At 60.4% G+C, this 24,460-nt stretch carries 20 protein-coding genes and 1 tRNA gene; 16 read left to right on the top strand and 5 right to left on the bottom strand.

All coding sequences use genetic code 11. The annotated features are described in order from the left end of the window. Positions 1–82: 82 nt before the first annotated feature. The 7 genes from KDW95_RS15450 to KDW95_RS15420 all read left to right on the top strand — a co-directional run bounded on the left by KDW95_RS15450 (position 83) and on the right by KDW95_RS15420 (position 6,121). A complete protein-coding gene (locus tag KDW95_RS15450) occupies positions 83–2,878 on the top strand; it encodes a monovalent cation/H+ antiporter subunit A (RefSeq protein ID WP_255852714.1) in 2,796 nt (931 codons plus the stop codon). After that, positions 2,878–3,231 carry a Na+/H+ antiporter subunit C gene (locus KDW95_RS15445; RefSeq protein ID WP_255852713.1) on the top strand — a complete coding sequence of 118 codons (354 nt, stop codon included), beginning with the start codon at positions 2,878–2,880 and terminating at the stop codon, positions 3,229–3,231. The genes KDW95_RS15450 and KDW95_RS15445 overlap by 1 nt, the downstream gene beginning before the upstream one ends. A gap of 1 nt (position 3,232) precedes the next feature. Continuing rightward, positions 3,233–4,756, top strand: coding sequence for a monovalent cation/H+ antiporter subunit D (locus KDW95_RS15440; RefSeq protein ID WP_255852712.1), 1,524 nt, complete (start codon positions 3,233–3,235; stop codon positions 4,754–4,756). Position 4,757: 1 nt separating this feature from the next. Beyond that, positions 4,758–5,246, top strand: coding sequence for a Na+/H+ antiporter subunit E (locus KDW95_RS15435; protein ID WP_255852711.1), 489 nt, complete (start codon positions 4,758–4,760; stop codon positions 5,244–5,246). Continuing rightward, entirely contained in the window at positions 5,240–5,509 is a 270-nt protein-coding gene (locus tag KDW95_RS15430; RefSeq protein WP_255852710.1) for a K+/H+ antiporter subunit F, read from the top strand. The genes KDW95_RS15435 and KDW95_RS15430 overlap by 7 nt, the downstream gene beginning before the upstream one ends. A 68-nt stretch (positions 5,510–5,577) precedes the next feature. After that, complete coding sequence (locus tag KDW95_RS15425; protein WP_255852709.1) at positions 5,578–5,928, top strand: Na+/H+ antiporter subunit G; 351 nt, start codon at positions 5,578–5,580, stop codon at positions 5,926–5,928. A 117-nt stretch (positions 5,929–6,045) separates the two neighbouring features. Beyond that, positions 6,046–6,121 (top strand) — tRNA-Phe (locus KDW95_RS15420). Positions 6,122–7,252: 1,131 nt separating this feature from the next. Here the strand turns inward: KDW95_RS15420 and KDW95_RS15415 are convergent. Then, positions 7,253–7,960: a FadR/GntR family transcriptional regulator gene (locus KDW95_RS15415; protein WP_255852708.1), complete on the bottom strand. Its 708-nt coding sequence runs from the start codon at positions 7,958–7,960 to the stop codon at positions 7,253–7,255. A 308-nt stretch (positions 7,961–8,268) separates the two neighbouring features. Here KDW95_RS15415 and KDW95_RS15410 point away from each other — a divergent pair, with 308 nt between their 5' ends. The 9 genes from KDW95_RS15410 to KDW95_RS15370 all read left to right on the top strand — a co-directional run bounded on the left by KDW95_RS15410 (position 8,269) and on the right by KDW95_RS15370 (position 18,837). Beyond that, entirely contained in the window at positions 8,269–8,994 is a 726-nt protein-coding gene (locus KDW95_RS15410; protein WP_255852707.1) for a ribonuclease activity regulator RraA, read from the top strand. A 126-nt stretch (positions 8,995–9,120) separates the two neighbouring features. Continuing rightward, positions 9,121–10,086 carry a Bug family tripartite tricarboxylate transporter substrate binding protein gene (locus KDW95_RS15405; RefSeq protein ID WP_255852706.1) on the top strand — a complete coding sequence of 322 codons (966 nt, stop codon included), beginning with the start codon at positions 9,121–9,123 and terminating at the stop codon, positions 10,084–10,086. Positions 10,087–10,138: 52 nt separating this feature from the next. Further along, entirely contained in the window at positions 10,139–10,612 is a 474-nt protein-coding gene (locus KDW95_RS15400) for a tripartite tricarboxylate transporter TctB family protein (RefSeq protein ID WP_255852705.1), read from the top strand. A gap of 3 nt (positions 10,613–10,615) precedes the next feature. Next, a complete protein-coding gene (locus KDW95_RS15395; RefSeq protein ID WP_255852704.1) occupies positions 10,616–12,148 on the top strand; it encodes a tripartite tricarboxylate transporter permease in 1,533 nt (510 codons plus the stop codon). A 68-nt stretch (positions 12,149–12,216) separates the two neighbouring features. Next, positions 12,217–13,794 (top strand): aldehyde dehydrogenase (NADP(+)), encoded by a 1,578-nt coding sequence (locus KDW95_RS15390; RefSeq protein ID WP_255852703.1) that lies wholly within the window; start codon positions 12,217–12,219, stop codon positions 13,792–13,794. A 355-nt stretch (positions 13,795–14,149) separates the two neighbouring features. Next, entirely contained in the window at positions 14,150–14,653 is a 504-nt protein-coding gene (locus KDW95_RS15385; RefSeq protein ID WP_255852702.1) for a DUF3015 family protein, read from the top strand. Positions 14,654–14,715: 62 nt separating this feature from the next. Continuing rightward, complete coding sequence (locus KDW95_RS15380; RefSeq protein WP_255852701.1) at positions 14,716–16,596, top strand: Lnb N-terminal periplasmic domain-containing protein; 1,881 nt, start codon at positions 14,716–14,718, stop codon at positions 16,594–16,596. 176 nt (positions 16,597–16,772) lie between these two features. Further along, positions 16,773–17,996, top strand: a complete 1,224-nt coding sequence (locus KDW95_RS15375; RefSeq protein WP_255852700.1) for an MFS transporter — start codon at positions 16,773–16,775, stop codon at positions 17,994–17,996. Between the two features lie 124 nt (positions 17,997–18,120). Continuing rightward, on the top strand, positions 18,121–18,837 hold the full coding sequence (locus tag KDW95_RS15370) for an NYN domain-containing protein (protein WP_255852699.1): 717 nt from the start codon (positions 18,121–18,123) through the stop codon (positions 18,835–18,837). A gap of 788 nt (positions 18,838–19,625) precedes the next feature. Here the strand turns inward: KDW95_RS15370 and KDW95_RS15365 are convergent. The 4 genes from KDW95_RS15365 to KDW95_RS15350 all read right to left on the bottom strand — a co-directional run bounded on the left by KDW95_RS15365 (position 19,626) and on the right by KDW95_RS15350 (position 24,394). Continuing rightward, positions 19,626–20,840 (bottom strand): IS256 family transposase, encoded by a 1,215-nt coding sequence (locus KDW95_RS15365; protein ID WP_255852698.1) that lies wholly within the window; start codon positions 20,838–20,840, stop codon positions 19,626–19,628. 467 nt (positions 20,841–21,307) lie between these two features. Continuing rightward, positions 21,308–22,504: a choline ABC transporter ATP-binding protein gene (choV, locus tag KDW95_RS15360; protein WP_255852697.1), complete on the bottom strand. Its 1,197-nt coding sequence runs from the start codon at positions 22,502–22,504 to the stop codon at positions 21,308–21,310. Positions 22,505–22,506: 2 nt separating this feature from the next. After that, positions 22,507–23,352: a choline ABC transporter permease subunit gene (choW, locus tag KDW95_RS15355; protein ID WP_255852696.1), complete on the bottom strand. Its 846-nt coding sequence runs from the start codon at positions 23,350–23,352 to the stop codon at positions 22,507–22,509. Between the two features lie 91 nt (positions 23,353–23,443). Further along, complete coding sequence (locus KDW95_RS15350; RefSeq protein WP_255852695.1) at positions 23,444–24,394, bottom strand: choline ABC transporter substrate-binding protein; 951 nt, start codon at positions 24,392–24,394, stop codon at positions 23,444–23,446. Positions 24,395–24,460 lie beyond the last annotated feature (66 nt).

Genomic DNA, 24,460 nt, shown 5'->3' with positions numbered 1-24,460 from the left:
CGAAACCCGTTTCCAGGGTATCGGTCCGCCGGATTCGGGCCCGCCCAAGAAAAATTCTGCCTGGAACAGGAATGAACACGGCATGACTCTCATGTGGATACCCCTGCTGCCATTGCTGGGGGCGCTCGTCCCCATTCTGGCGGCGGGCCTGGGACGCACGGCTTGCGCCTGGGCCACCGCTGCACTGCCGGCACTGGCGCTGGCACTTACGCTGAGCCTGATTCCCCAGATCGCGGGGAGCGGCTCCATTCACGCGCAGCTCGACTGGATACCTGCGCTGGACCTCAGCATCAGCTTTCGCCTCGATGGCCTGGCGCTGCTGTTTGCCATCCTGATTCTGGGCATCGGCCTGCTGGTCATCCTCTACGCCCGCTATTACCTGTCGGCGCAGGACTCCATCGCCCGCCTCTATGCCTACCTGATGCTATTCATGACGGCGATGCTGGGCATAGTGCTGTCGGGCAACCTGCTGCAGATGTGGATGTTCTGGGAGCTGACCAGTATCAGTTCCTTCCTGCTGATCAGTTACTGGGGACACAAGAGCGAGGCCCGTCGTGGCGCCCGCATGGCGCTCACCGTAACCGGCGCCGGCGGGCTGGCGTTGCTGGGCGGGATCTTGCTGCTGGGCAAGATTGTTGGCAGTTACGAACTGGACGTGGTTCTGGCCAGCGGCGACCTGATCCGCAGCCATGCCTGGTACCCCGTTACCCTGGTGCTGGTGCTGCTGGGCGCCTTTACCAAGTCGGCCCAGTTCCCGTTTCACTTCTGGCTGCCCCATGCCATGGCGGCACCGACACCGGTCAGTGCCTACCTGCACTCGGCCACCATGGTCAAGGCCGGCCTCTTTCTGATGGCCCGGCTCTACCCGGCGCTGGCCGGTACCGACCTCTGGTTCGTGCTGGTGAGCCTGACGGGGCTGTCGACGCTGCTAGTAGGTGCTTACTTCGCCCTGTTCAAGCATGATCTCAAGGGTCTGCTGGCCTATTCCACCGTCAGTCACCTGGGCCTGATCACGCTGCTGTTCGGACTGGGAACAAAGCTCGGCGCCGTAGCGGCCGTGTTTCATATCATCAACCACGCCACCTTCAAGGCGTCGCTGTTCATGGCCGCCGGCATTATCGATCACGAGTGCGGCTCGCGCGACATGCGCCGCATCAACGGCCTGTGGAAGTACATGCCCTATACCGCCGTGCTGGCCATGGTGGCGGCGCTTGCCATGGCGGGTGTGCCCCTGATGAACGGCTTCCTGTCCAAGGAAATGTTCTTCGCCGAAACCCTGCAGCAGGATTTCCTCGGCTCGCTGTCCTGGATCATACCGGTGCTGGCGACCCTGGCCGGGATCTTCTCGGTGGCCTACTCGGTGCGCTTTATTCACGATGTGTTTTTCAACGGCGAGCCGATCAACCTGCCCAAGACTCCGCATGAGCCGCCGCGCTACATGAAGGTGCCGGTGGAGATACTGGTCGGGCTCTGCCTGCTGGTGGGTATCTTCCCGAGCCTGGTGGTGGGGCCGCTGCTGGCGCTGGCTTCTTCTGCGGTGCTCGGTGGCGAGCTGCCGGAATACAGCCTGGCGATCTGGCACGGTATCAACACGCCGCTGATCATGAGTCTGGTGGCCATGACCGGCGGCCTGCTGGTGTATTTCAACCGGCGTCACATGTATGCGTTTCAGAAGCAGTTCCCGGAGTTCAATGCCAATGAGGCCTTTGAGCGCGTGATACTTCGCCTGATCGGCGCCGCCGACTGGTTGCTGGAGCGGCTCGACAATGGCTCGCTGCAGCGCTACCTGGTGCTGATGCTGCTGCTGTGGGCGCTGGTGGTGGGGCAGTCGATGCTGGATCTGCTGCACCTGACCGGTGACCGTCCGCAGTTGCCGCTGGACGGGGTTTCCGTCTCCATGGCACTGCTGCTGTGCGCCGGTGCCCTGGCAACGGTGATCTATAACCGCAACCGGGTTGTCGCGCTGCTGATGCTGTCGGTGGTGGGTCTGGTGGTCTCGCTGGTGTTTGCGCGCTTTTCGGCACCGGACCTGGCGCTGACCCAGCTGGTGGTGGAGGTGGTGACGCTGATCCTGCTGATGCTGGCGCTGTTTTTCCTGCCGCAGCGTACGCCGCGGGAGTCGCGTCCGAGCCACATACTGCGTGACCTGTCGCTGTCCATCGTCATTGGCGGCCTGATGGGCTCCATCAGCTATGCCATGATGACCCGCAGCTTTAATCCGATCTCGGATTTCTTCCTGCAGAACAGCAAAACCGGTGGCGGTGGCGACAATGTCGTCAACGTTATCCTGGTGGACTTCCGCGGTTTCGATACCCTGGGCGAAATCACCGTACTGGGCATCGCGGCCCTGGGCATCTACAACCTGCTGGCGGGCCTGCGCCTGTTCATGCCATCCGGTGATGCCGACGGCCGTAGCTGGGCCCGTGATCGCCATCCGCTGGTGCTGGCGACCATCTCCCAGAGCGTATTGCCGCTGGCGCTGCTGGTATCGGTGTTTATCTTCCTGCGCGGGCACAACATGCCTGGCGGCGGCTTTATCGCCGGCCTGGTGACCGCGGTGGCGCTGATCCTGCAGTACGTGGCCCAGGGTGTGGACTGGATGAAGGCACGGGTGCGGGTGATCTATCCGCGCCTGATCGCCTGTGGCGTCCTGCTGTCGACCCTGACCGGCGCCGCCAGCTTCCTGTTTGGCCGGCCCTTCCTGACCTCCTGGTTCGATCACTTCCATCTGCCGCTGGTGGGGGACTTCGAGCTGGCCAGCGCCATGACCTTTGATCTGGGGGTTTACATGACGGTGGTGGGATCCACCCTGCTGATTCTCGCCAACCTCGGCCAGATGACCACCAGCGAAAGACCCGTCACCAAGGAGCAAGATTGATGGAAGCCCTCTATGCCTTTTGTGTCGGCGTGCTGACCGCCGCCGGTGTCTTCCTGCTGCTGCGCGGGCGTACCTTTCCGGTGGTGGTGGGCCTGACGCTGCTGTCCTACGGCGTGAACCTGTTTCTGTTCGCCACGGGCCGCCTTAACGACGGCGATGCCGCCGTGCTGGGGGCCGGCAGCGACCATGCCGACCCACTGCCCCAGGCGCTGGTGCTGACCGCCATCGTGATCGGCTTTGCCATGACCGCCTTTGTCGTCATCCTGGCCATGCGTGCCCGGGGTGACCTGGGCAACGATCATGTGGATGGCCGCGTGCCGGAAATTGTGCTGGATTCCGAGGAGCGTAACTGAGATGCAGCACCTGATCCTTTTATCGCTTGTCCTGCCACTGCTGGGTGGCCTGCTGATGCTGCTGCCGCCGTTCAATGCGAGCCGTGTGCGCCAGCGCAACTTTGCCCTGGTACTCTCCGGGGCCGCCCTCCTGATCAGTGCCCTGCTGCTGCAACAGGCACAGCAGGGGGTTATCGGTGTTTATGCCCTGGGAGACTGGGCCGCGCCCTTTGGCATCGTACTGGTGGCCGACCGCCTCAGTACCCTGATGCTGATGCTGACCTCGGTGCTGGCCTTCTGCTCGCTGCTCTATACCTTCGGTCCGCGGGATGAGGACGGCTCCTTTTTCCAGCCGCTGTTGCAGTTCCAGATTCTGGGCATCAACGGCGCCTTCATGACCGGCGACCTGTTTAACCTGTTTGTCTTCTTCGAGATCCTGCTGATCGCATCCTACGGGCTGCTGATGTTTGGCGGCGGCAAGACCCGCACCCGCGCCGGCCTGCATTACGTGATTCTGAACCTGGCGGGCTCGGCCGTCTTCCTGTTTGCCCTGGGGGTCATGTACGGCACCCTGGGCACGCTGAACATCGCGGACCTGGCGTTCAAGGTGCAACAGGTTGACCCCAGCGAGGCATCGCTGGTGCGCGCTGGCGGCCTGATGCTGCTGATCGTGTTCGGGCTCAAGGCCGCCATGCTGCCGCTGCAGTTCTGGCTGCCGGCCGCCTACGCGGCCTCGACACCGGCGGTGGCGGCGCTCTTTGCGATCATGACCAAGGTGGGAATCTACGCCATTCTGCGGGTGTTCACGGTGATCTTTGGCGATGCGGCCGGACCGCTCAGTCATATTGCCGGTGGCTGGCTCTGGCCGCTGGGGCTGATGACGATACTGATCGGCGCCATCGGCGTGCTGGCGTCCCAGGACCTGCGCCGGCTGACCGCCAACCTGATCATAGTGTCGGTGGGCACCCTGCTGGCGGTCATCGCGCTGGAGCGTGAATCCGCCACCGCCGCGGCGCTCTACTACCTGTTGCACAGCACCCTGATCAGCGCGGGTCTGTTCCTGCTGGCGGACCTGATCGCGCGTCAGCGTGGCAAGGTCGGTGACCGCCTGGTACCGGGCCGCGGGCTGGGGCAGAACCGGTTGCTGGGCGCACTGTTTTTTATCGCGGCCATCGCCGTGATCGGCATGCCGCCGTTGTCGGGCTTTGTCGGCAAGGCGCTGATGCTCAGTGCCGCCAAAAGCGTGGCGGAAATGAGCTGGCTCTGGCCGCTGGTACTGGGCAGCAGCCTGGTGGCGCTGATTACACTGTCCCGTGCCGGCAGCACCCTGTTCTGGAAGCAGTCCGGCAAGCCCAGCGAGATCCTGCGGGCGAACCCGGTACAGCTGCTGGCGGTGGTGCTGCTGCTGAGCATGCCGCTGCTGCTGTCTGTCTTTGGCGGCCCGGTAACCCAGATGATGGCTGCCACGGCGCAGCAGTTGCATGATGTTCAGGGCCAGATCGGCAGCGTGTTGCAGCCGGTGACTCAGTTGGTGGAGGTCAAATAAGATGCGTACCTGGCTACCATTGCCCCATACCAGCCTGTTGCTGCTGCTGGTCTGGTTGCTGCTTAATCAGACCGTCGCACCCGGACACCTGGTATTGGGGTCCGTACTGGCGGTAATGATTCCATTGCTGACCATGCACCTGCGCAACCCGCAGCCCGTCATCCGTCATCCGCTCAAGGCCCTGCGCTACCTGCTCATGGTGCTGTGGGACATCCTGGTGGCGAACATGGAGGTGGCGCGGGTGATGCTGCGGCCACAGCTAAGGCTGCGACCGGCCTTTGTTGAAGTGCCACTGGATATCACGCGGGACTTTCCGATCACCGTGCTGGCCAGCTCCATCTCCCTGACGCCGGGAACCGTGAGTGCGGATGTATCGGAAGATCGCAGCCGCCTGCTGCTGCATGTGCTTGACCTGGAAGACGAAGCGCAGCTGATCGCCACCATCAAGAGCCGTTACGAGGCACCGCTGCGGGAGATTTTCGAATGCTGAGCTGGGTCATACCTGTGGTTTTCGCCATGCTTTGCCTGGCGATGCTGATGAACCTGTGGAACCTGCATACCCGCACCGGCCTGCCGGACCGGGTGCTGGCGCTGGATACCCTGTATATCAACAGCAGTGCGCTGATCATCCTGTTCGGGCTCTGGAAGGCCACCGAGCTGTATTTCGAGGCTGCGTTGCTGATTGCCCTGCTGGGGTTTGTCAGCACCGTTGCCGTGTGCAAATACATGTTGCGCGGTGACATTATCGAATAGGACTCCGGCTGCGGCGCTTAAGCGGCGCCTTGCCGGGTCACCGGATTATTCAAGAGGGAGGCTGGCCTGTGCCATTCTGGTTTGAACTGATTGTCTCGCTGTTTCTGCTCGGCGGTGGTGCCTTTATCCTGCTGGGTTCCTTTGGGCTGGTACGCATGCCGGATTTCTATACGCGTCTGCACGCGCCCACCAAGGCCACGACCCTGGGTATGTGGGGCCTGCTCATCGGTGCGCTGCTACTGTCGTCCTGGAACAGCGGCGTGCTGAGCATGAACCAGCTGCTGATCGCCGTGTTCCTGCTGCTCACCACGCCGGTGAGCACCCACATGCTGGCCAAGAGCGCACTGCATCATCGTCTGGACTGGGGCAAGCATACCAGCGGCGAGGTCCATGCCCGGCGATTTATGGATGAACCCTGATCTGCCGTGAACCTAGGCGGCGGGCTTTCCTGCGTTAATCGCGAAACCCATGAAATTAATGGAAATATTGCGTTGACAAGGCGGCTCCCAAATAGAATAATACGCGCCTCTTGAGTTGCCCGGATAGCTCAGTCGGTAGAGCAGAGGATTGAAAATCCTCGTGTCGGTGGTTCGATTCCGCCTCCGGGCACCAAGTTAAACTAAGAAGCCTCGCTAGTAATAGTGGGGCTTTTTTGTGCCTGGTCGTTCAGTGGATGAGGCTCCATCGAACCGGTGGTTCGATTGTTAGTCACATCCCTGTGACTAACCCTGCGGGTCATCGTCGCTGCGCGCCGATATGCCAAATTGCTCCCGGCAATTTGGTCCGCCTCCGGGCACCAAGTGCCATCCAGGAAAGCGTAGAAGCCTCGCTAGTCAGATAGTGGGGCTTTTTTGTGTCTGGTCGTTCCGTGGATGTAGCTCGCCCTGAGGGTCCGCCTCCGGGCACGAAGTGCCATCTAAGGAAAGCGTAGAAGCCTCGCTAGTCAGATAGTGGGGCTTTTTTGTGTTTGGAATTTCGGAAAAGGCGCCCCCGCGCCGCCGTCGGCGCATGTCTCCTGTAGGGTGGCAATGAGCTTGCGAATTCCACCACAGGTGAGTAAGCGGTGCGGTTTGGTAATCGGTGCGATTCGCTGCGCTCATCAGCACCCTACGCCGCGCCGTCGTCGGCGCATGTCTCTTGTAGGGTGGCAATGAGCCTGCGAATTCCACCACAGGCCAGCTTTGCCGAAACGGCCATGGGTGCTTTATGTGAATGCGTAAATGATGCGGTTTGGTAAACGGTGCGATTCGCTGCGCTCATCAGCACCCTACGCCGCGCCGTTGTTCCGGCAGGGTTGCGAATTCCACCACAGGCCAGCTTTACCGAAACCGCGCAGGGTGGTTATGTGAATGCGTAAATGATGCGTTTTGGTAAACGGTGCGATTCGCTGCGCTCATCAGCACCCTACGCCGCACCGTCGTTCCGGCAGGGTTGCGAATTCCACCACAGGCCAGCTTTACCGAAACTGCCATAGGTGGTTTATGTGAGTAAATGATGCGGTTTGGTAAACGGTGCGCCGTCGTTCGGTGCACGTCCCCGTAGGGTGGCAATGAGCGCAGCGAATTCCACCGCACCAGGCTCCATGCAGTAACCTGAGGGGCATGGGCTTGCCCGCCGGGCGATGACTGCCGTAATCTTTTCACCTTTCACCTTTCACCTTTCACCTTTCACCTTTCACCTTTCACCTTTCACCTTTCACCTTTCACCTTTCACCTTTCACCTTTCACCAGGGAAAGGCTTTGGCTACTCGCCGGTGCCTTCGAACATGCGGGTCTTGGCGTTGGTCAGATGGGCGCGCATGGCGTTCTCGGCACGCTGGGCATCACCTTCGATAATGGCATCGAGGATGTCTTCGTGTTCCTGCTGCACCAGCTCCAGACGCTTGTGCGAAGCCTGCAGCGACAGCGTGCGGGTGATGTTCATGCCTTCCTTGATATTGCCCTGCAATGACTTCAATACGGTGGCGTAGTAGTTGTTGTTGGCGGCTTCGGCGATGGCGATGTGAAACTCGAAATCCTCGTCTGTTGCCACGGCATGCTGCTTGCTGGCCTCGATCATGGCGGCGGCGGCCCTGATGATTCTGTCCAGCTGCTCTTTGGTGCGGCGCACGGCGGCGAGGCCGGCGGCACCACTTTCAATATTCGTTCTGAATTCGAAGCAGCGCTGGATATCCGAAATGCTGGATATTCGGGAGAACTGCAGCACCGTGCTGTCCGGTCGCTTGACGACAAAACTGCCGGAACCGCGCCTGGACACCACCAGGTTGTCTTCCTTGAGCCGGGTAAGGGATTCCCTGATAACCGGGCGGGAAACGTTGTAAATCTCGCACAGACGTGCCTCGGTCGGCAGCTTCTTATTGACGCTGTATTCGCCGTTAATAATGGCCGCCAGGATCTTTTCATACACCAGGGACGACAGGGATTCGGGGGACTTGATTCGTTGGTTATTCATAGTCTGGGTCGAAATTAATTTTACAGATAGTAGGTAGGCACGGGCAGGTTGTCAATATTGGGCCTGTGGCCGGCTGCTGCCCTCCCAGCGTTGCTCTTGTAGCCGATCTATAGATATTTCTATTTTAAAATCAGTAAATTACATTTATTAATCAACCCTTCTGGCCGGCGTTGTCTGCCTGCGGGATGCGCCGTTGCTGGCAAATATCAGGGCGAAGTTGTTAAAAGTTGTAAAAAGTTGTTTGATTTGTAAAATTCGCTGTTCTATAGTGATCCCACTTCCAACACATCAGCAACGATGAGAGTCCAATGAACGAAACAACAAAAAGTCAGGAGTTGGATCCGCAGGTCAGGCAGCTGCTGCTGCAGGTGTCCACCGCGACCTTGCACACCGCCCTGTTCAAGCAGGGTTTGCGCAATACCTATATCCAGGGCGTAAGCCGGATCAATACCAGCAATGTGAAGATGGTCGGGCAGGCATTTACCCTGCGCTATATCCCGGCGCGGGAAGATATTGATTCGATCGAGGCCTTCAAGGACCCGAAGCACCCGCAGCGCCTGGCGGTGGAAACGGTTCCCGAGGGTCATATCCTGGTGTCGGACTGCCGCCAGGATGCCTCCGCAGCCAGTGCCGGCAGCATTCTGCTGACCCGTCTTGAGTACCGAAAGTGTGCCGGCTTTGTCTCCGACGCCGGTATCCGGGATGCCGACGCGGCCGCACAGATGGATATGCCCATCTTCTGCGCAAAGGCCAGTGCCCCTACCAACCTGACCAAGCACCATGCGGTGGACATCCAGGTCCCCATTGGCTGCGGTGGCGTGATGGTCTTCCCCGGTGATGTGCTGGTGGGCGACGGTGACGGCATCATCGTGATTCCCTTCGAGCGGGTGGTTGAGATCGCCAACGAAGCGATTCGTATGGAAAGGTTCGAGGACTACGTCATTGGCAAGGTGCGCAACGGCAGTGCGGTGATCGGTCTGTATCCGCCGAGTGACGCGGCCAGGGCCGACTACGAGAAATACGCTGAACTCTGAGAATGCCTGTCTGAGCCATCAGGCATGCGACTGATTTCCCCCTGGGAACAAGCCCCGCCTGAGCGCGGGTAATAGCCACAGTGATACGAAACTGGCTGCATACAACCATAAGAAAGTGGAGCTAACATGTCTTTGACAAAATTCAAGCGCAACCTGAGTCTGGCCCTTGGGGCCCTGGTTCTGTCCTCCTCGGCCATGGCGGCGGACTTCCCCAGCCGTGATATTCGCCTGATCGTGCCCTGGCCTGCAGGCGGTGGCGCCGATGCCATTTCGCGCAAGATCAGCAACATTGCCGAGCAGAACATGCCGGTGTCGATCTATGTCGAGAATATCGGCGGCGCTGTAACGGCTACTGGCCTGATGCAGATGACCAAGTCGCGTCCGGACGGACACACCGTGGGTGTGCTGACCTACGACAGCGTGATTACCCTGCCCCGTGGCAACATGGTGCCGGGCTATTCGCTGGAAAACATGGCGCCCATCGCCCGTATTACCCGTGAAGCAGATGCCATCGTCGTGTCCAAAAGCTCGGGCTACAGCAGCTTTGAGGAGCTGATCGCAGCAGCGAAAGCCAACCCCAACACGGTACGCATCGGTGTGGCACCGGAAGGCTCCGGTCCCTACCTGGCGGTGCGTCGCCTGGAAGAGAAAACCGGGGTGGATTTCAATGTGATCACCTACCCGGGATCATCCACGGCTGAAGCCGAGGCGCTGCTGTCCGGCGAGCTCGACGGTGCCATCTCCAGCCTGGGGGATTTCAGCGGTATTCTGGAATCCGGCGATGCCATTGGCCTGGTTGAGCTGTCTTCGGAACAGAATCCGTCTTACCAGAGCGTGCCGCCCATCAGCACCCTGGGCTACGAGCTCGAAACCGGCAGCTTTATCATTCTGGCCGCACCCAAAAACACGCCGGCAGAGGCCCTGGCGACACTGGAAACCGCGTTCCAGGGCGCGTTTGAAAGTGAAGAGTTCCAGACCTGGGTCACCAGCATCGGTGTAACGCCGAGCTGGCTGGGTGCCTCGGATGTGCAGAGCTGGATGGGCGAGCTGCAGGCCGAAACCTTCAAGGTTATGGACGAGCTTTCTCTGTAAACAGCCAGTGCAAAGCCCCCGGGATGCCGGGGGCTTTTCGAGGTATACCTCCATGCTTCAGAAAAATGAAAGTAGCGGGAAAATACTCTTTCACGTCTTCCTGCTCGTACTGTCGATCGGTTATCTGCTGTCGGCCTTCTCCCTTGGAGCACCGATTGTTGAGGCCCAGCTAAGACCCTCCTTCTTTCCCCTGTTGCTCGGCCTGCTGGCGGTGGCGTTCAGTGCGGTACTGCTGATGCGTGAAATCAAGGCAGCCAGGGCCAGCCGTCAATCCGGTGATCAGGCTGACGCTACGGGCGATCGACTGTCGTACATGATCATCGCCGCCACAGCGCTGTATATCCTGCTGTTCTCGCTGATTGGATATGTGCTTTCGTCGGTTCTCTATGTTTTCGCCATCATGGTTATTTTCTCGAACAGGGAAAAATGGCTGCAAAAAATGGCAATTTCAATCCTGATCGTCGGGCTGGGGTATCTGGTGTTTGAACAGATCTTTGGCGTTCGCCTGCCGGCTCTGTGGGAGTAAAACATGCAATTCATCGAGCTTGTTCTCAGCAGCTTTGCCATGCTGCTCAATCCGAGCACCCTGGCCTATGTCGTCGCCGGCTTTCTGATCGGCACGGTGTTCTCCGCGATTCCCGGCCTGACTGCTACCCTGGCGCTGGCCCTGCTGCTGCCGCTGACCTATAGCCTGGATGTCACCACGGCACTGATGGCCTGTGCCAGCATTTACATGGCGGGCATGTGTGGCGGCAGCATTACCGCGACCACGATCAATATTCCGGGCGCGCCCTCATCAATGATGACCGCGCTGGATGGCTACCCCATGCAACAGCGTGGTGAAGGTGCCCTGGCGCTGGGACATGCCTCTTTCGGTTCCATGATCGGTGGTGGCCTGGGCGCGCTGCTGCTGATCGTGCTGGCTCCCTTCATTGCCGAACTGTCGTTGCTGGTCAAGACCACCGGCAAGTTCTCGCTGCTGGCCTTTGCCATGATCGTGATCGTTATTGCCCAGCGCGGCAACATGATCAAGGCGGCAATGGCGGCCTGCATCGGCCTGATGCTCGCGACCGTGGGGCTGGATGCCATGGTGCCGGTCACGCGCTTCACCTTCGGCCTGAGTGACCTGACCGCGGGCCTGGAGCTGATGCCGGTGATTATCGGTACCTTTGCCATCAGCGAAATCATGATTCAGGCCGGCTCGCTAAAGGACTCCAGTGCCGTGGCCAGCGCCATGAGCCGGGTCAAGGCGATTCGCCGGCGTGACTTTATTCCGTCCTTTGCCTCGATCCGCAAGATCGGTGTCGGCTGCTATATCAAGTCCAGCCTGATCGGTTACTCTGTCGGCACACTGCCGGGGGCCGGCGGGTCCATGGGCAGCTTCCTGGCCTACGTGGAAACCGTGCGCACCTCCAAGGATCCGAAAAGTTTTGGCAAGGGCAACCCCCAGGGCATCGCCGCCTCCGAGAGTGCCAACAATGCGGTCTGTGGTGGTGCCCTGGTACCCATGCTGACCTTCGGTATCCCCGGTGATCCCATCACCGCCATCATGCTGGGGGTACTGGTGATCAACGGCATCCAGCCGGGACCGCAGCTGATGGCCGAGCAGGCGGGGCTGATCGCACCGATGCTGGCATCCCTGCTGTTCAGTGCCGTCGTGCTGATTCCGCTGACGCTGTTCCTGCTCGGACCCTACTTCATCAGGATCGTGTCCATCCGCAAGGATGTGCTCTACGGCGCGATTGCCCTGCTGGCGGTGGTTGGCAGCTATGTGGCCACTTACTCCGGCTTCCAGATGATCATGACCCTGGTGATGGGTGTGCTGGCCTATTACCTGCGCAAGAACGGTTTCCCGGTGGTTACCCTGTTGCTGGGCTTTATCCTGGGCCCGAACCTGGAAGAGTTCCTGCGCCGCTCCCTGACCCTGTCCAACGGTAATCCGGCAACCTTCTTTACCAACCTCGACAGCCTGTTCTTTGTGCTGCTGACGGCGGTCTTCGTGTATTTCCTGGTGATCAGGAAGCCACTGAAAAGTCCTGTTGGCGCAGCGCAGCAAGGCTAGCGTCTTCCATGTCCGGCCCGCAGAGGGCCGGCATTCTTATAGGTTTCACAGTGAAAGGAGCAGCAATAATGCAACTCAAAGGCGATCTTCTGATTGGACAGCGCCGGGTGCAGGGCAAGCTTGCGGCCATTCAGGCGCTCAATCCCGCAACCGGCGAGCGACTGGAACCCAGCTACTGCGGCGGCGGTGTGGCCGAGGTCGAGCTGGCCTGCAGCCTGGCCGAGGCGGCGAGCTTTGCCTATGGCGAGACATCCCTGCAGCAGCGGGCAGAGTTTCTGGAAACCATCGCCCTGGAGATTGAAGGCCTGGGTGATGCGCTGATCGAACGCGCCATGCTGGAGTCCGGCTTGCCCAAGGCCCGCCTCGAGGGTGAACGCGGGCGCACCTGTGGCCAGCTGCGGCTATTTGCTGCGGTGGTACGTGCCGGCGAGTGGCAGGACCTGAGGATCGATCCGGCCCTGCCGGAACGCCAGCCTTTGCCGCGTGCGGATCTGCGCCAGCGCCATATTGCCCTGGGGCCGGTGGCGGTATTTGGCGCCAGCAACTTCCCGCTGGCGTTCAGTGTGGCCGGCGGTGATACCGCCTCCGCCCTGGCGGCGGGTTGCCCGGTGATCGTCAAGGCGCATTCAGCGCATCCTGGCACCTCGGAGCTGGTGGGCCTGGCCGTGCAGGCGGCGGTAGCCAAATGCGGCCTGCCGGAAGGCGTGTTCTCGCTGCTGTTTGGCTCTGGCAGTGACGTGGGCCAGGCACTGGTGGCCGATGCGCGCGTGCAGGCGGTGGGCTTTACCGGCTCGCGCAGCGGCGGCACCGCCCTGATGGCGACCGCCCAGGCGCGATCGCAGCCGATTCCGGTCTATGCCGAAATGAGCAGCATTAACCCGGTATTCCTGTTGCCCCGGGCGCTGCAGTCCCGGGGTGTTGAACTCGCACAGGGCTTTGCGGCCTCCCTGGCCATGGGCGCCGGGCAGTTTTGCACCAGCCCGGGGCTGGTGATTGCACAGGCCGGTGCGGCGCTGGATGCCTTTCTGGCAGCGGCTGCCGAGGCGACAGGGGCCACGGCGGCCCAGACCATGCTGACGCCCGGCATTCACAGTGCCTACGAGGCGGGTGTCGAAGTGCTGGCATCCCATGAGCGGGTACGCCCGCTGGCCCGCGGGCAGGCGGCCGCGGGGCCGAACCAGTGCCGGGCCGGCATCTTCGTGACCCGGGCGGCGGATTTTCTGGCCGACGAGAGCTTGCAGGGCGAGATATTCGGCTCCTGCTCGCTGGTGATCGAGTGTGCCGACGAGGCAGAGATCCGGCAGGTTGCCGCCTGTCTGGAGGGGCAGCTCACGGCCACCCTGCAGATGGACAGCGATGACATGGCCGAGGCCCAGGCCCTGTTGCCCCTGCTGGAGCGCAAGGCAGGCCGGGTGCTGGTCAACGGCTGGCCCACCGGTGTCGAGGTCTGCCACGCCATGGTGCATGGCGGCCCCTTCCCGGCCACCTCGGATGCCCGCACCACCTCGGTCGGCAGTGCTGCCATTGCGCGTTTCCTGCGCCCGGTGTGCTATCAGAACCTGCCCCAGGAACTGCTGCCCGCAGCACTGCGTGATGCCAACCTGGAAGGCTGCTCCCGCCTGCTGGACGGCAAAAGAGTGCTGTAACAGGCTCCTTTCGAGCCTTTTTACACTTTGAGCGTTATGCCTGCGCCAGACTCTGACCGAGTCTGGCGTTTTTTGTCATTCGTCATTCGTCATTCGTCATTCGTGATTGGTTATTCGTGGTTAGAGCACGATTTACCAATTACCAATTACCAATTACCAATTACCAATTACCAATTACCAATTACCAATCACCAATCACCGCTCAGCTCGCGCTCCTGGTCCCCGGCGTGGTGCGAGATTCGAGTTTCTATTGACGTTGATTTTCGATGCTGTATTTTTGCGCCCTGATCCTTGGGCAACTGCCCTGATTTCAGCATGGATAAATGGATTTACTTGCCCTGGAGGGCGTATAGCAATGAACATCAAGCACAGCCTGTTTTCCCTGGTGCTCGCCGGCACCGCCCTGAGCCTGTCCAGCGCGACCCTGGCGGAAACCAAGCCCGTGGGCTCTGGCCCCAACCCCTACGTGAACTGCGGTATCGGTGCGGCCCTGTTCCCGACCACCCACTGGGCGGCGGTCACGTCCAACATTATCTGGGACCTGGGTACCACCGCGGTAACTTCTGCGACCTCGAGCCCCGAGACCTGCAACAAGCGCAACGTCGAAGTGGCACAGTTCATTCTGGAAACCTATGACAACCTGGCCGAAGAAACCGCCCAGGGTCAGGGCCAGCACCTGAGCGCCATGCTGGAGATTCTGGACTGCCGCGAGAGCAGCCAGCCTGCCGTGATCAGCGCGGTGCGTCGCCAGATGGGCGAGCAGCTCGGTGTGGCCGGCTATGCCGAGCAGACCCGGATCGAAAAAGCCGCCATCTACTATGATGCCGTCAATTCAGCCGCTGCCGGCTGCGCCGCCTGAAGCTGACCGGGCCTGCCGGTACCGGGTACCGGCAGGCCCGCCTTTCGCCAGGCCCCTTTCCCATGATGCGTATCTTCCTGCTGCTGAGTGCCCTGGCAGCGGTGCTGCTATTGCCAAATGCCGCCCAGGCGCGTTCACACCCAGGGACGCTGGACAACAGCCCCTGGCTGCAGCCAACCTGGCTCAAGCTGCTGCATTACGAGCAGGACCGCACTTCGGCCAGCGGCTATCGCAGTGCCATCCATGATGCGGCATTTTTCCTGAGTGCGACGGGTTTCACGGACCCGCAGGCGGAATTTGAGGCGACGCTGAGTGCCCTGGCCCCCAACTCCGGCGCCGAGGACGATAACCACGCCCAGTGCCGTTTTCCGGCACGCTTTATCTGGATCCAATCGCTTCCCGGGCTGGGCGACATTGGGGCGGTTGAGTGTCCGGCCTTCAGCGCCTGGAACCGCAGCAACCGTATCGACTCCATCAGCCTCGTCTATGCCACCGGTTTCCTGGGTAATCCGGCATCCTTCTATGGCCATACGCTGCTCAAGTTCAATGCCGCCAGCGAGAGTGGCCAGTCGCAGCTGCTGGACAACAGTCTGAATTACGGCGCCGTGGTACCGCCGAACGAAAACCCGCTGCGCTACATGTACAAGGGGGTCTTTGGCGGCTATATCGGCGGTTTCAGCGAAATTGAGTACTACTTCCACAGCGGTGTCTATGGCGAGGTGGAGCTGCGTGACCTCTGGGAATACGAATTGAACCTGAGTTCACAGCAGGTGGCTTTTGTGGTCGCCCACGGCTGGGAGCTGTTGCGGCGCGAGTACACCTATTACTTTTTTCGCAAGAACTGCGCCTACCGGGTGGCTGAACTGCTGGAAATTGTCGAGGGGCTGGAGATCATCCCCGAGTCCCATGTTGCCACCGTACCCCAGGCGGTGATGCAGAAGCTGGCCCGGGGCTCCCTGGACGGCAAGCCGCTGATTCGCGAGGTGCGCTATCAGCCGTCACGCCAGACCCGGCTGTATAACCGTTTCTATGCTCTCGGTGCCACAGAGCGCAGTGCCGTTCGGGCCCTGGCAGAACAGCCTGCCCGGTTGTCACAAACACTCGATGAATTCCCGGACCTGAAAGCGCGCCAGCGCCTTCTCGATACGCTGCTGGATTACTACCAGTACGTGCGCGAGCCGGAGAAAAAGGCGGCGGACCCCAATAACGGCCATTACCAGCGGGTGCTGCAGGCCCGTTTCAACCTGCCACCGGGGGCAACCCAGGTTGCGCAGAACCGCCGAGGCGCGCCGCACCTGGGCCGCGATCCGAGCCTTGTCCGTGTTGCTGCCCTGCACAACAGTGTGCGGGGTAATGGCGTGCTTCTAAGCCTGCGGCCGGCCTATTACGACGTACTGGATTCCGGCAACGGCCATATCAGGAACTCGGTGCTGTCCATGGGTGAGGTCAGCCTGGTGCATTTCAATGGCCAGACCGAGCTGCGCCAGGTCAACCTGGTGAATCTCGAAAGCCTGAACGACGCCGTAACCGGTCTGCCCGGTGATCGCGGCCACTACTGGAAGCTCAGGGTCGGTGCCAGGGCGCAGAGTCTGGCATGCAGTGACTGCCTGGTGGTGCAGGCCGAAGGCGCTATCGGCAAGGCGCGGCGTATCAATCGCCACCTGCTGCTGGGGGCCAGCCTGGGCGGATGGTTGCAGGAAAGCCACCAGGACAGCGGTAATATGGCGTTAACGGCTGCGATATTCGCCAATATGTCGCTGGGTGAGGCGTACAGCGGGCGCTTGCAGCTGCAGCAGCGAGAGGGGCTGGACGGCGCCAGGGCAGGTCGTTCCGGCGTTGCGCTGGAACTGCGCAAGCGGCTGGACACCAACCTGGATATTCGGCTGGGATACCACCGGGATCGCGCCGAGGAGGCAATGCTGTCTCTGGGGTACTATTTTTGAGTGCGGTTCGCGGCGCAAAGCGCAGTCGCTTGGCTGGCGGCTAAGACTAAGGTCGTAGAGGCCTGCCTGGCAATGTGATTGAGGGCCGCTGGCGTAGCTGCGATAATCCCGCACCATACCGCGCCATAACGCCTCCCCAGCCGCCGTCCGCTGCGGTCAACATGGAACCCAGACTGATGCGCACCCCGGTTAAACTGCTGAGTATTTTCGTGGCCTTTGCCTGCCTGCTGCTGGCGGTCAACTTTGGCCTGCGCTCGTCCATGGGCTTTTTCATGGCGCCGATCTCCGAAACCTTTGGTTTTGGCCGCGAGATTTTTGCGTTCTCGCTGGCGCTGCAGAACCTGTGCTGGGGGCTGTTCCAGCCGTTCACCGGCGCCGTGGCTGATCGCTTTGGCACCACGCGCACGCTGATTGGCGGCGCCATCGTCTACGCACTGGGGCTCTATATTACCTCGACCGCGGACAGCATCTGGGCGCTGCATACCGGTGCCGGCATCCTGGTGGGCATGGGTATTGCCGGCACCGGTTTTGGCGTGGTGCTGCCGGCGCTGGCCAGGATGGTCGCGCCCGAGAAGCGCGCCTTTGCGCTGGGGCTGGGTACGGCGGCAGGTTCCGCCGGCCAGCTGCTGGTGATACCGGTGGCCCAGAGCTTTATCGCCAGCTACGGCTGGGAGACGGCACTGCTGCTGCTGGCCGGTGGCGCCCTGGGCATGCTGCTGCTGGCCGCGCCTTTTCGCGGTGATGCCGCCCAGTCCGGCACCGGCAACGAGACTGAACCCGACCAGACACTGCCCCAGGCGCTGAAAGAGGCCACCGGCCATGTGCACTACTGGCTGCTGATCGCGGGTTTCTTCGTTTGCGGTTTTCAGCTGGCCTTTATTACCGTGCACATGCCGGCCTACCTCACGGACAGCGGTTTCGATGCCCAGGTGGCGGTGATCAGCCTGTCCCTTATCGGCCTGTTCAATATCTTCGGCTGCCTGCTGTTCGGCTCCTGGTCGGGCAAGTATTCGAAAAAGAACCTGCTGGGCATTATCTATGCACTGCGGGCGCTGGTGATTGCCCTGTTCATGTTGCTGCCGATCAGCACCACCAGCGTGTACCTGTTCTCCATCGCCACCGGTTTCCTCTGGCTGGCGACCGTGCCTGCAACTTCCGGCCTGGTGGCACAGATGTTCGGGCTGCGCCACATGGGTACGCTGTATGGCATCGTCTTCCTGAATCACCAGCTGGGGTCTTTTCTCGGTGTCTGGCTCGGAGGCTACCTCTACGATGCCACCGGCACCTACAACATGGTCTGGTGGTCCGCCGCCGCCATTGCGCTGGTCACGGCGGTGATCCATATCTTTATCGATGAGCGTCCGGTGCTGCGCCTGCGCACCCGGCCTGTTGCCGCCTGATCAGCATCTGAAAGCCTGCCAGGGGCACGGACGCCCCGATCACATCACTCTGCTGGCTATCCGGAATCCGTTGCAGCTACTAGGCTGAAGCTTTCAGCAGCCGGCAACGGAGTGGCCTTGTGGTATGAAGGACCTGGATCAACACAAGAAAATCGCTGTGCTTGTCGATGCCGATAATGCGCAGCGCTCCAAAACCAAACACATTCTGGATGAACTCTCGGGGCACGGCCATATCGTGGTCAAGCGTGCCTACGGCGACTGGTCCTCCGAAAATCTCAAGAACTGGCGTACCACGTTGAATGAGCTGGCCATTCAGCCGTGCCAGCAGTTCGCCTACACCACCGGCAAGAACTCGACCGATGGTGCCATGATTATCGACGCCATGGATCTGCTCTACTCCAAGCGTTTCGATGCCTTCGCCATTGTCAGCAGCGACAGCGATTTCACCAGCCTCGCATCCCGCCTCAAGCAGTCGGAAATCTATGTTTTCGGCTTTGGTGAAAAGAAGACACCCATCTCGTTTCGCAACGCCTGCGATGATTTTATCTTCACCGAAATACTGGGCGATGCGCCCGCTCAGACCCTGCCGGGCAACCCGGACCTGGAGCAGATCAGGCGGCTGCTGATCAAGGCCTGGCGCGAGCATTCCGATGACGAGGGCTGGATGAACATGGGGCACGCCGGCAGCCTGCTGAAGCGTCAGCGGCCGGACTTCGACCCCAGAACTTTCGGTGCGTCGAGCTTCAAGGAATTCCTGCAGCTGCTCGCGCCCCAGATCAACGTGGAGCAAAAGCAGCGTGGCAATGGCCGCCCGTACATGTACCAGGTCGCATCTACCTGATGCATGACAACCTGTTGGGCCTTGGGTTGTGAGTAACTTTTTATGCACAGAATCGCCAGGCAGGCCGCAGAAGAACTCCGGCTGTGCGTAACTCACCTGTGTATAAAATTACCGTTTTGTTCTCGAAAATCTGTGCACAAAATACCTGCATAACTCTGTGCATAAGCTCCGCACAAGCTCATCACACCTGGCTATAGCCCTTGTAGTGACCCGCTGTCAAAAAACTGGTCAGGGATTAATCCACAACGGGAAAAAGTCACCTGTGCAAAACTTTACGGAATGAGCCTGATGCGCACGCACACAGTTTATCCACAGGTAACGCTGTCGCAGGGTGGCCGCTGCCTGGGTTCGTCGACGGTAATTGGTAATTGGTAATTGGTGCCGCCGGGCAGGGGAAAGGTTCAAGGGGCAAGGGAAAGGAGAAAGGGAAAGGTTCAAGGGGCAAGGGGCAAGGGGCAAGGAGAAAGGGAAAAGCGCCACCGCGGTGCGGTGGTTGTTGGGATTCGCTGCGCTTCTCGCCAACCTACGGTACGACATTTACGTGCCGCAATGTGCTCTGTAGCCTGGAATGAGTTTACGAATTCCGGGAAAGGAGCCCCCGGCGAGTTTCGAGGTACCGTAGGAGCCGCGTCTCGCGGCGAAGCTTTCGTCGCGAGGCGCGACTCCTACGGTGAGGTATCTGTCACAGGTTGGGGCATTCGTTATTGGTAATTCGTGATTCGTCATTCGTGATTCGTCATTCGTGGCGCGGCGAGCCTGTAAATAATTCTGTGTAACTGCCCACTCCATTACAGGTGACCGTCCAGGCGCTCACCGAACTCGATAATAAAACGATTTAGTGCTGGCTTCCAATTCCGGATTGGCATGGTCCATTTTTTGGAGGCCTGTTGTATGGCGAGGAAGGCCACTTTCAGCGCTGAGTCATCGGTGGGGAAGAGTTTCCGCCGCTTGGTCGCTTTGCGGATAACGCTGTTGAGTGACTCAATGGCATTGGTGGTATAGATCACCTTCCGAATGGCCGGAGGATAATCGAACAGGGTGATCAGGTTCTCCCAGTTGTTACGCCAGGAGCGGGTAATTTGCGGGTACTGACTGTCCCAGCATTCTCCAAAGGCCTCTAGCGCCTGCTGAGCCTCGCGTTCCGTGGCAGAGTGGTAGATCTGTTTCAGGTCAGCGGTAACGGCCTTATAGTCCTTCCAGGACACATACCGTAGCGAGTTGCGGACCATGTGCACGATACAGAGCTGAACCTTGGTCTGGGGATACTCTGCGGCAATGGCATCCGGAAAGCCTTTGAGGCCATCCACACAGGCGATCAAGATGTCCTCCAGGCCGCGGTTCTTCATTTCGGTGAGCACCGATAGCCAGAACTTCGCACCTTCGGTTTCGGCCAGCCACAACCCCAGAAGCTCTTTATGACCGTCCATGTTGATGCCCAGTGCCAGATACAGGGACTTGTTGATGACCCGCTTGTTCTCGCGGATCTTCAGCACGATGCAGTCCAGGTAGACGATGGGATAGATCGGGTCCAACGGCCGGTTTTGCCATTCGTGGACGTGCTCGATTACGCGTTCGGTGACCTTGGACACGAGCGTCGCGGAGATGTCGGCGTCATACATCTCCTTGAAAGCCTCGACGATGTCCCGGGTGCTCAAGCCCTTGGCGTACAGGGCAAGGATCTGGTCGTCCATCTGGGTCAATCGAGACTGACCCTTGCGTACGAACTGAGGCTCGAAGGAACCGTCACGATCACGGGGAGCTTGGATCGATACGTCTCCGTGCTGCCCCTTCAGGCGCTTGGTGGAATAGCCATTACGACTGTTGCTGGTACCACGGCCTTCCGGAGCGTGCTTCTCATACCCCAGATGCTCGTCCAGTTCGGCGCTGAGGGCGGTCTCGACTGTGAGTTTGACCAGTTGCTGCGTGAGGGCTCCGAGATCTCGTTCAGACTTGATGTCTTTGGCCAGCTCCGCGGCCAGGGCTCTGAGTTTTTCTTGGTCCATTTGCTTACCCACGATGATATCCTTTTGAAAAGGTTACTTATTCGTGGGCAGTTACACAATTTGGTTTACAGCCTCGGCGCGGCCATTACGCTTGGCTTACGGCTTACGGCTTACGGCTTACGGCTTACGGCTTACGGCTTACGGCTTACGGCTTACGGCTTACGGCTTACGGCTTACGGCTTACGGCTTACGGCTTACGATTCACCAATCACCTCACGAATCGTCATTCGTGATTAGTCATTTGTCATTCGTGGCGCCACCATCATGCTGTGGCTCACAGCTCACAGCTCACAGCTCACAGCTCACAGCTCACAGCTTACGGCTTACGATTCACCAATCACCAATCACCAATCACCAATCACCAATCACCATTCCCTCCTTCCTCCTTCCTCCTTCCTCCTTCCTCCTTCCCCTTTCCACCTTCATCCTTGCCCCTTGCCCCTTGCCCCTTGCCCCTTGCCCCTGCTTCACACCGCCTCGGTACCGAAATGCTTGCCCAGCAGGGCGTGGTAGAAGTCGCGGTCGCGCAGTACGCCGACCAGGCCGCTGGCTTCGCGCAGCAGTACCGGCAGGCCGGTCTGGTAGCGGATTTCCAGCGCCTGGCGCATGGAGATATCCGGGCTTGCCACCACCAGGGTGCCTTCGTTCAGGTCGCTGAGCGAGCTGCTGCTTTCCCACTGGTGCAGCTGCAGCGGTTGCTGCTGGCGGCTGGCCGACAGCAGCTGTCCCTGGGGGTCCAGGCTGAACCAGCTGTTTTCCTCGCGGTTGAGCACCAGCATTTCATCGAGGCGCTCGAGCTGGTCGAGCCCGGTCATCAGGGAGCGACCCTTGAGCACGTTCAGCGGGTTGGTGTGGGCGACGAAGTTGCGCACGTACTCGTTGCACGGATTCAGGACGATGTCCTCGGGCCGGCCGTGCTGGATAATGCGGGCCGATTCCATGATGGCGATATGGGTGCCGATCTTCAGCGCCTCGTCCAGATCGTGGCTGACGAAGATGATGGTCTTGTTGAGCTTGCGCTGCAGCTCCAGCAGTTCGTCCTGCAGCTGGTTGCGGATCAGCGGGTCCAGCGCCGAGAAGGGCTCGTCCATCAGCAGGATGTCGCTGTCCATGGCAAAGGCACGGGCCAGGCCCACGCGCTGCTGCATGCCGCCGGAGAGTTCGTGGGGCAGCTTGCTGGCCCACTCGTCCAGCCCCACCATTTCGAGCTTTTCCATCGCCCGGCGCTGGCGCTCGGCCTTGCCGATACCCTGCATTTCGAGGCCGAAGGCGACGTTGTCCAGCACGCTGAGCCAGGGCATGAGGGCAAACTTCTGGAACACCATGGATACGCGGGTGCTGCGCATGTGGCGCAGGGTATTGGCATCGCAGTTGGCCATGTTGACCATCTGCTCGCCATCCTGCACCAGCAGCTCGCCACGGCTGACCGGGTTGAGGCCGTTGACCGCGCGCAGCAGGCTGGACTTGCCGGAGCCGGACAGCCCCATGAGTACGCAGATTTCACCGCGCTGCACCTCGATACTGGCGTCCTGCACGCCCACCACGTGGCCGGTGGCATCGATGATCTCCTGGCGGGTCTTGCCCTGCTTCAGCAGGTCCAGTGCCGGTTGTACGTTGTTGCCAAAGACGACATCAAGATTCCTGATACTGACGGCTGCGGACATGATCAAGCCTCCTCTTTGGCGTTGGGCGCCTTGCAGATGCGATCCAGGATGATGGCGACCAGCACAATGGCCAGACCCGCTTCAAAGCCCTGGGAGATATTAACGGTGTTGAGGGCGCGCACGACCGGCTTGCCCAGACCATCGGCGCCCACTAGGGCGGCGATGACCACCATCGACAGCGACAGCATGATGCACTGGGTCACGCCGGCCATGATGTTGGGCATGGCCGCCGGCAGTTCGACCTTCAGCAACAGCTTCATCGGCGTGGCGCCAAAGGCCTTGCCGGCCTCGATCAGTTCTTCGGGGACCTTGCTGATACCCAGGTAAGTGAGGCGAATGGGGGCGGCGATGGCAAAGATGATGGTGGAGATCAGCCCCGGTACCACGCCCAGCCCGAACAGCACCAGGGTTGGAATCAGGTACACGAAGGTGGGGATGGTCTGCATCAGGTCGAGGATCGGGCGCAGCAGGGTATAGACCCAGGGCTTGTGGGCCGCGAGAACGCCGATGGGCAGGCCCAGCATGACCGACAGGGTGGTGGCGGCCAGTACCAGCACGAAGGTCTCCAGCATTTCCTGCCAGTAGCCCAGGTTCAGGATCAGCAGCAGGGCGGCGACCACGAAAATCACCAGCCCAAGGCTGCGGTGCAGCAGCCAGGCCAGGGCGGCGGTCAGCACGATGGGAACATAGACGGGGAACCACTGGAAGATGGCGACCATGTTCAGGATCAGCCATTCCAGCGAAATGGCGATGGTATCGAAAAAGCCCGCGGCGTGGGTGGTCAGCCAGTCGACGAAAAGCTCCATCCAGCTGCCAAGGGGTATCTTGTGGTCTGTTAACCAGTTCATGGGAGATTTCCTCAGGGTGAGCGCGGCCTTGCACCGTGCCCGCAGGCACGGTGATTAGGTTTGTCAGAACAGGGATGTTGATGCAGGGCGGTTAGAGCCCGAGGTGACTGCGCACCGCGACGAGGCCGGGTTTGCCGTCTTTTGTCTGCACGCCGTCCAGCCAGGTATCCAGCACCTGTGGATTGTTGGTCAGCCACTCACGGGCGGCGTCACGGGGTTTCTGGTTGTCATCGAGGATGGCGCCCATGACTTCGTTCTCCATGGCCAGGGAGAACTCCAGGTTGGTCAGCAGCTTGCCGATATTGGCGCACTCCTGCACGTAACCCTTGCGCACGTTGGTGTAGACGGTGGCGCCGCCAAAGTCGGGGCCGAACCAGTCGTCACCGCCGCTGAGGTATTCCATCTCGAAGTTGGCGTTCATCGGGTGCGGTGCCCAGCCGAGGAAGGCGATCCATTTGCCGCGTCGCTGTGAGCGGTTGACCTGCGACATCATGCCGGCTTCGGACGATTCCACCAGCTTGAAGTCGCCCAGCTCAAAGGCGTTTTCATCGATCATTTTCTGGATCAGGCGGTTGCCGTCGTTGCCGGGCTCGATGCCGTAGATGCTGCTGGAAAACTCGTCCTTGAACTTCGCCAGGTCCGCAAAGGATTTAACACCACCCTCGAAGGCGGCCCTGGACACCGCCAGGGTGTACTTGGCGCCATTGAGGTTGGCGCGCACGGTTTCAACCGAGCCCTCTTCACGGTACTTGGCGATATCGCCTTCCATGGTCGGCATCCAGTTGCCGAGGAAGACATCGATATCGCTGGCCGCCAGGGAGTTGTAGGTCACGGGGACGGACAAAAGGTCGGTACGGCTTGCATAGCCCAGGGCTTCTACCACTTCCGAGGTCACCGCGGTGGTGGAGGTAATGTCGGTCCAGCCGACATCGGCGAAACGCACGGTATCGCAGCTGCCGGCGGCAAACGCCGTGCTGCCGAGGCCGGCGGCGCACACCAGGGTCAGAAGGCCGTTGCGTACTTTTTTAGTCGTGGGGGTCATGGTCAGTCCTGTTTAGTTATCATTATTCTGTACCTCCAGGGCAGCCCGTATCGCGTCGCGGGCTGG

Origin of the sequence: Marinobacterium rhizophilum (genome assembly GCF_024397915.1) — a bacterium.
In the GTDB taxonomy this organism is placed as follows: domain Bacteria; phylum Pseudomonadota; class Gammaproteobacteria; order Pseudomonadales; family Balneatricaceae; genus Marinobacterium_A; species Marinobacterium_A rhizophilum_A.
The sequence above is the reverse complement of the archived record's forward strand: the minus strand, read 5'-3'. Positions and strand labels throughout refer to the sequence as shown.

Bases quoted from the DNA above. Each gene is read 5' to 3' on its own strand.
- KDW95_RS15430 (WP_255852710.1), top strand. From the start codon at position 5,240: ATGCTGAGCTGGGTCATACCTGTGGTTTTCGCCATGCTTTGCCTGGCG.
- KDW95_RS15395 (WP_255852704.1), top strand. From the start codon at position 10,616: ATGCAATTCATCGAGCTTGTTCTCAGCAGCTTTGCCATGCTGCTCAAT.
- KDW95_RS15405 (WP_255852706.1), top strand. From the start codon at position 9,121: ATGTCTTTGACAAAATTCAAGCGCAACCTGAGTCTGGCCCTTGGGGCC.
- KDW95_RS15380 (WP_255852701.1), top strand. From the start codon at position 14,716: ATGATGCGTATCTTCCTGCTGCTGAGTGCCCTGGCAGCGGTGCTGCTA.
- KDW95_RS15385 (WP_255852702.1), top strand. From the start codon at position 14,150: ATGAACATCAAGCACAGCCTGTTTTCCCTGGTGCTCGCCGGCACCGCC.
- choV (WP_255852697.1), bottom strand. From the start codon at position 22,504: ATGTCCGCAGCCGTCAGTATCAGGAATCTTGATGTCGTCTTTGGCAAC.
- KDW95_RS15410 (WP_255852707.1), top strand. From the start codon at position 8,269: ATGAACGAAACAACAAAAAGTCAGGAGTTGGATCCGCAGGTCAGGCAG.
- KDW95_RS15415 (WP_255852708.1), bottom strand. From the start codon at position 7,960: ATGAATAACCAACGAATCAAGTCCCCCGAATCCCTGTCGTCCCTGGTG.
- KDW95_RS15400 (WP_255852705.1), top strand. From the start codon at position 10,139: ATGCTTCAGAAAAATGAAAGTAGCGGGAAAATACTCTTTCACGTCTTC.
- KDW95_RS15350 (WP_255852695.1), bottom strand. From the start codon at position 24,394: ATGACCCCCACGACTAAAAAAGTACGCAACGGCCTTCTGACCCTGGTG.
- KDW95_RS15370 (WP_255852699.1), top strand. From the start codon at position 18,121: ATGAAGGACCTGGATCAACACAAGAAAATCGCTGTGCTTGTCGATGCC.
- KDW95_RS15435 (WP_255852711.1), top strand. From the start codon at position 4,758: ATGCGTACCTGGCTACCATTGCCCCATACCAGCCTGTTGCTGCTGCTG.
- choW (WP_255852696.1), bottom strand. From the start codon at position 23,352: ATGAACTGGTTAACAGACCACAAGATACCCCTTGGCAGCTGGATGGAG.
- KDW95_RS15375 (WP_255852700.1), top strand. From the start codon at position 16,773: ATGCGCACCCCGGTTAAACTGCTGAGTATTTTCGTGGCCTTTGCCTGC.
- KDW95_RS15450 (WP_255852714.1), top strand. From the start codon at position 83: ATGACTCTCATGTGGATACCCCTGCTGCCATTGCTGGGGGCGCTCGTC.
- KDW95_RS15365 (WP_255852698.1), bottom strand. From the start codon at position 20,840: ATGGACCAAGAAAAACTCAGAGCCCTGGCCGCGGAGCTGGCCAAAGAC.
- KDW95_RS15390 (WP_255852703.1), top strand. From the start codon at position 12,217: ATGCAACTCAAAGGCGATCTTCTGATTGGACAGCGCCGGGTGCAGGGC.
- KDW95_RS15445 (WP_255852713.1), top strand. From the start codon at position 2,878: ATGGAAGCCCTCTATGCCTTTTGTGTCGGCGTGCTGACCGCCGCCGGT.
- KDW95_RS15440 (WP_255852712.1), top strand. From the start codon at position 3,233: ATGCAGCACCTGATCCTTTTATCGCTTGTCCTGCCACTGCTGGGTGGC.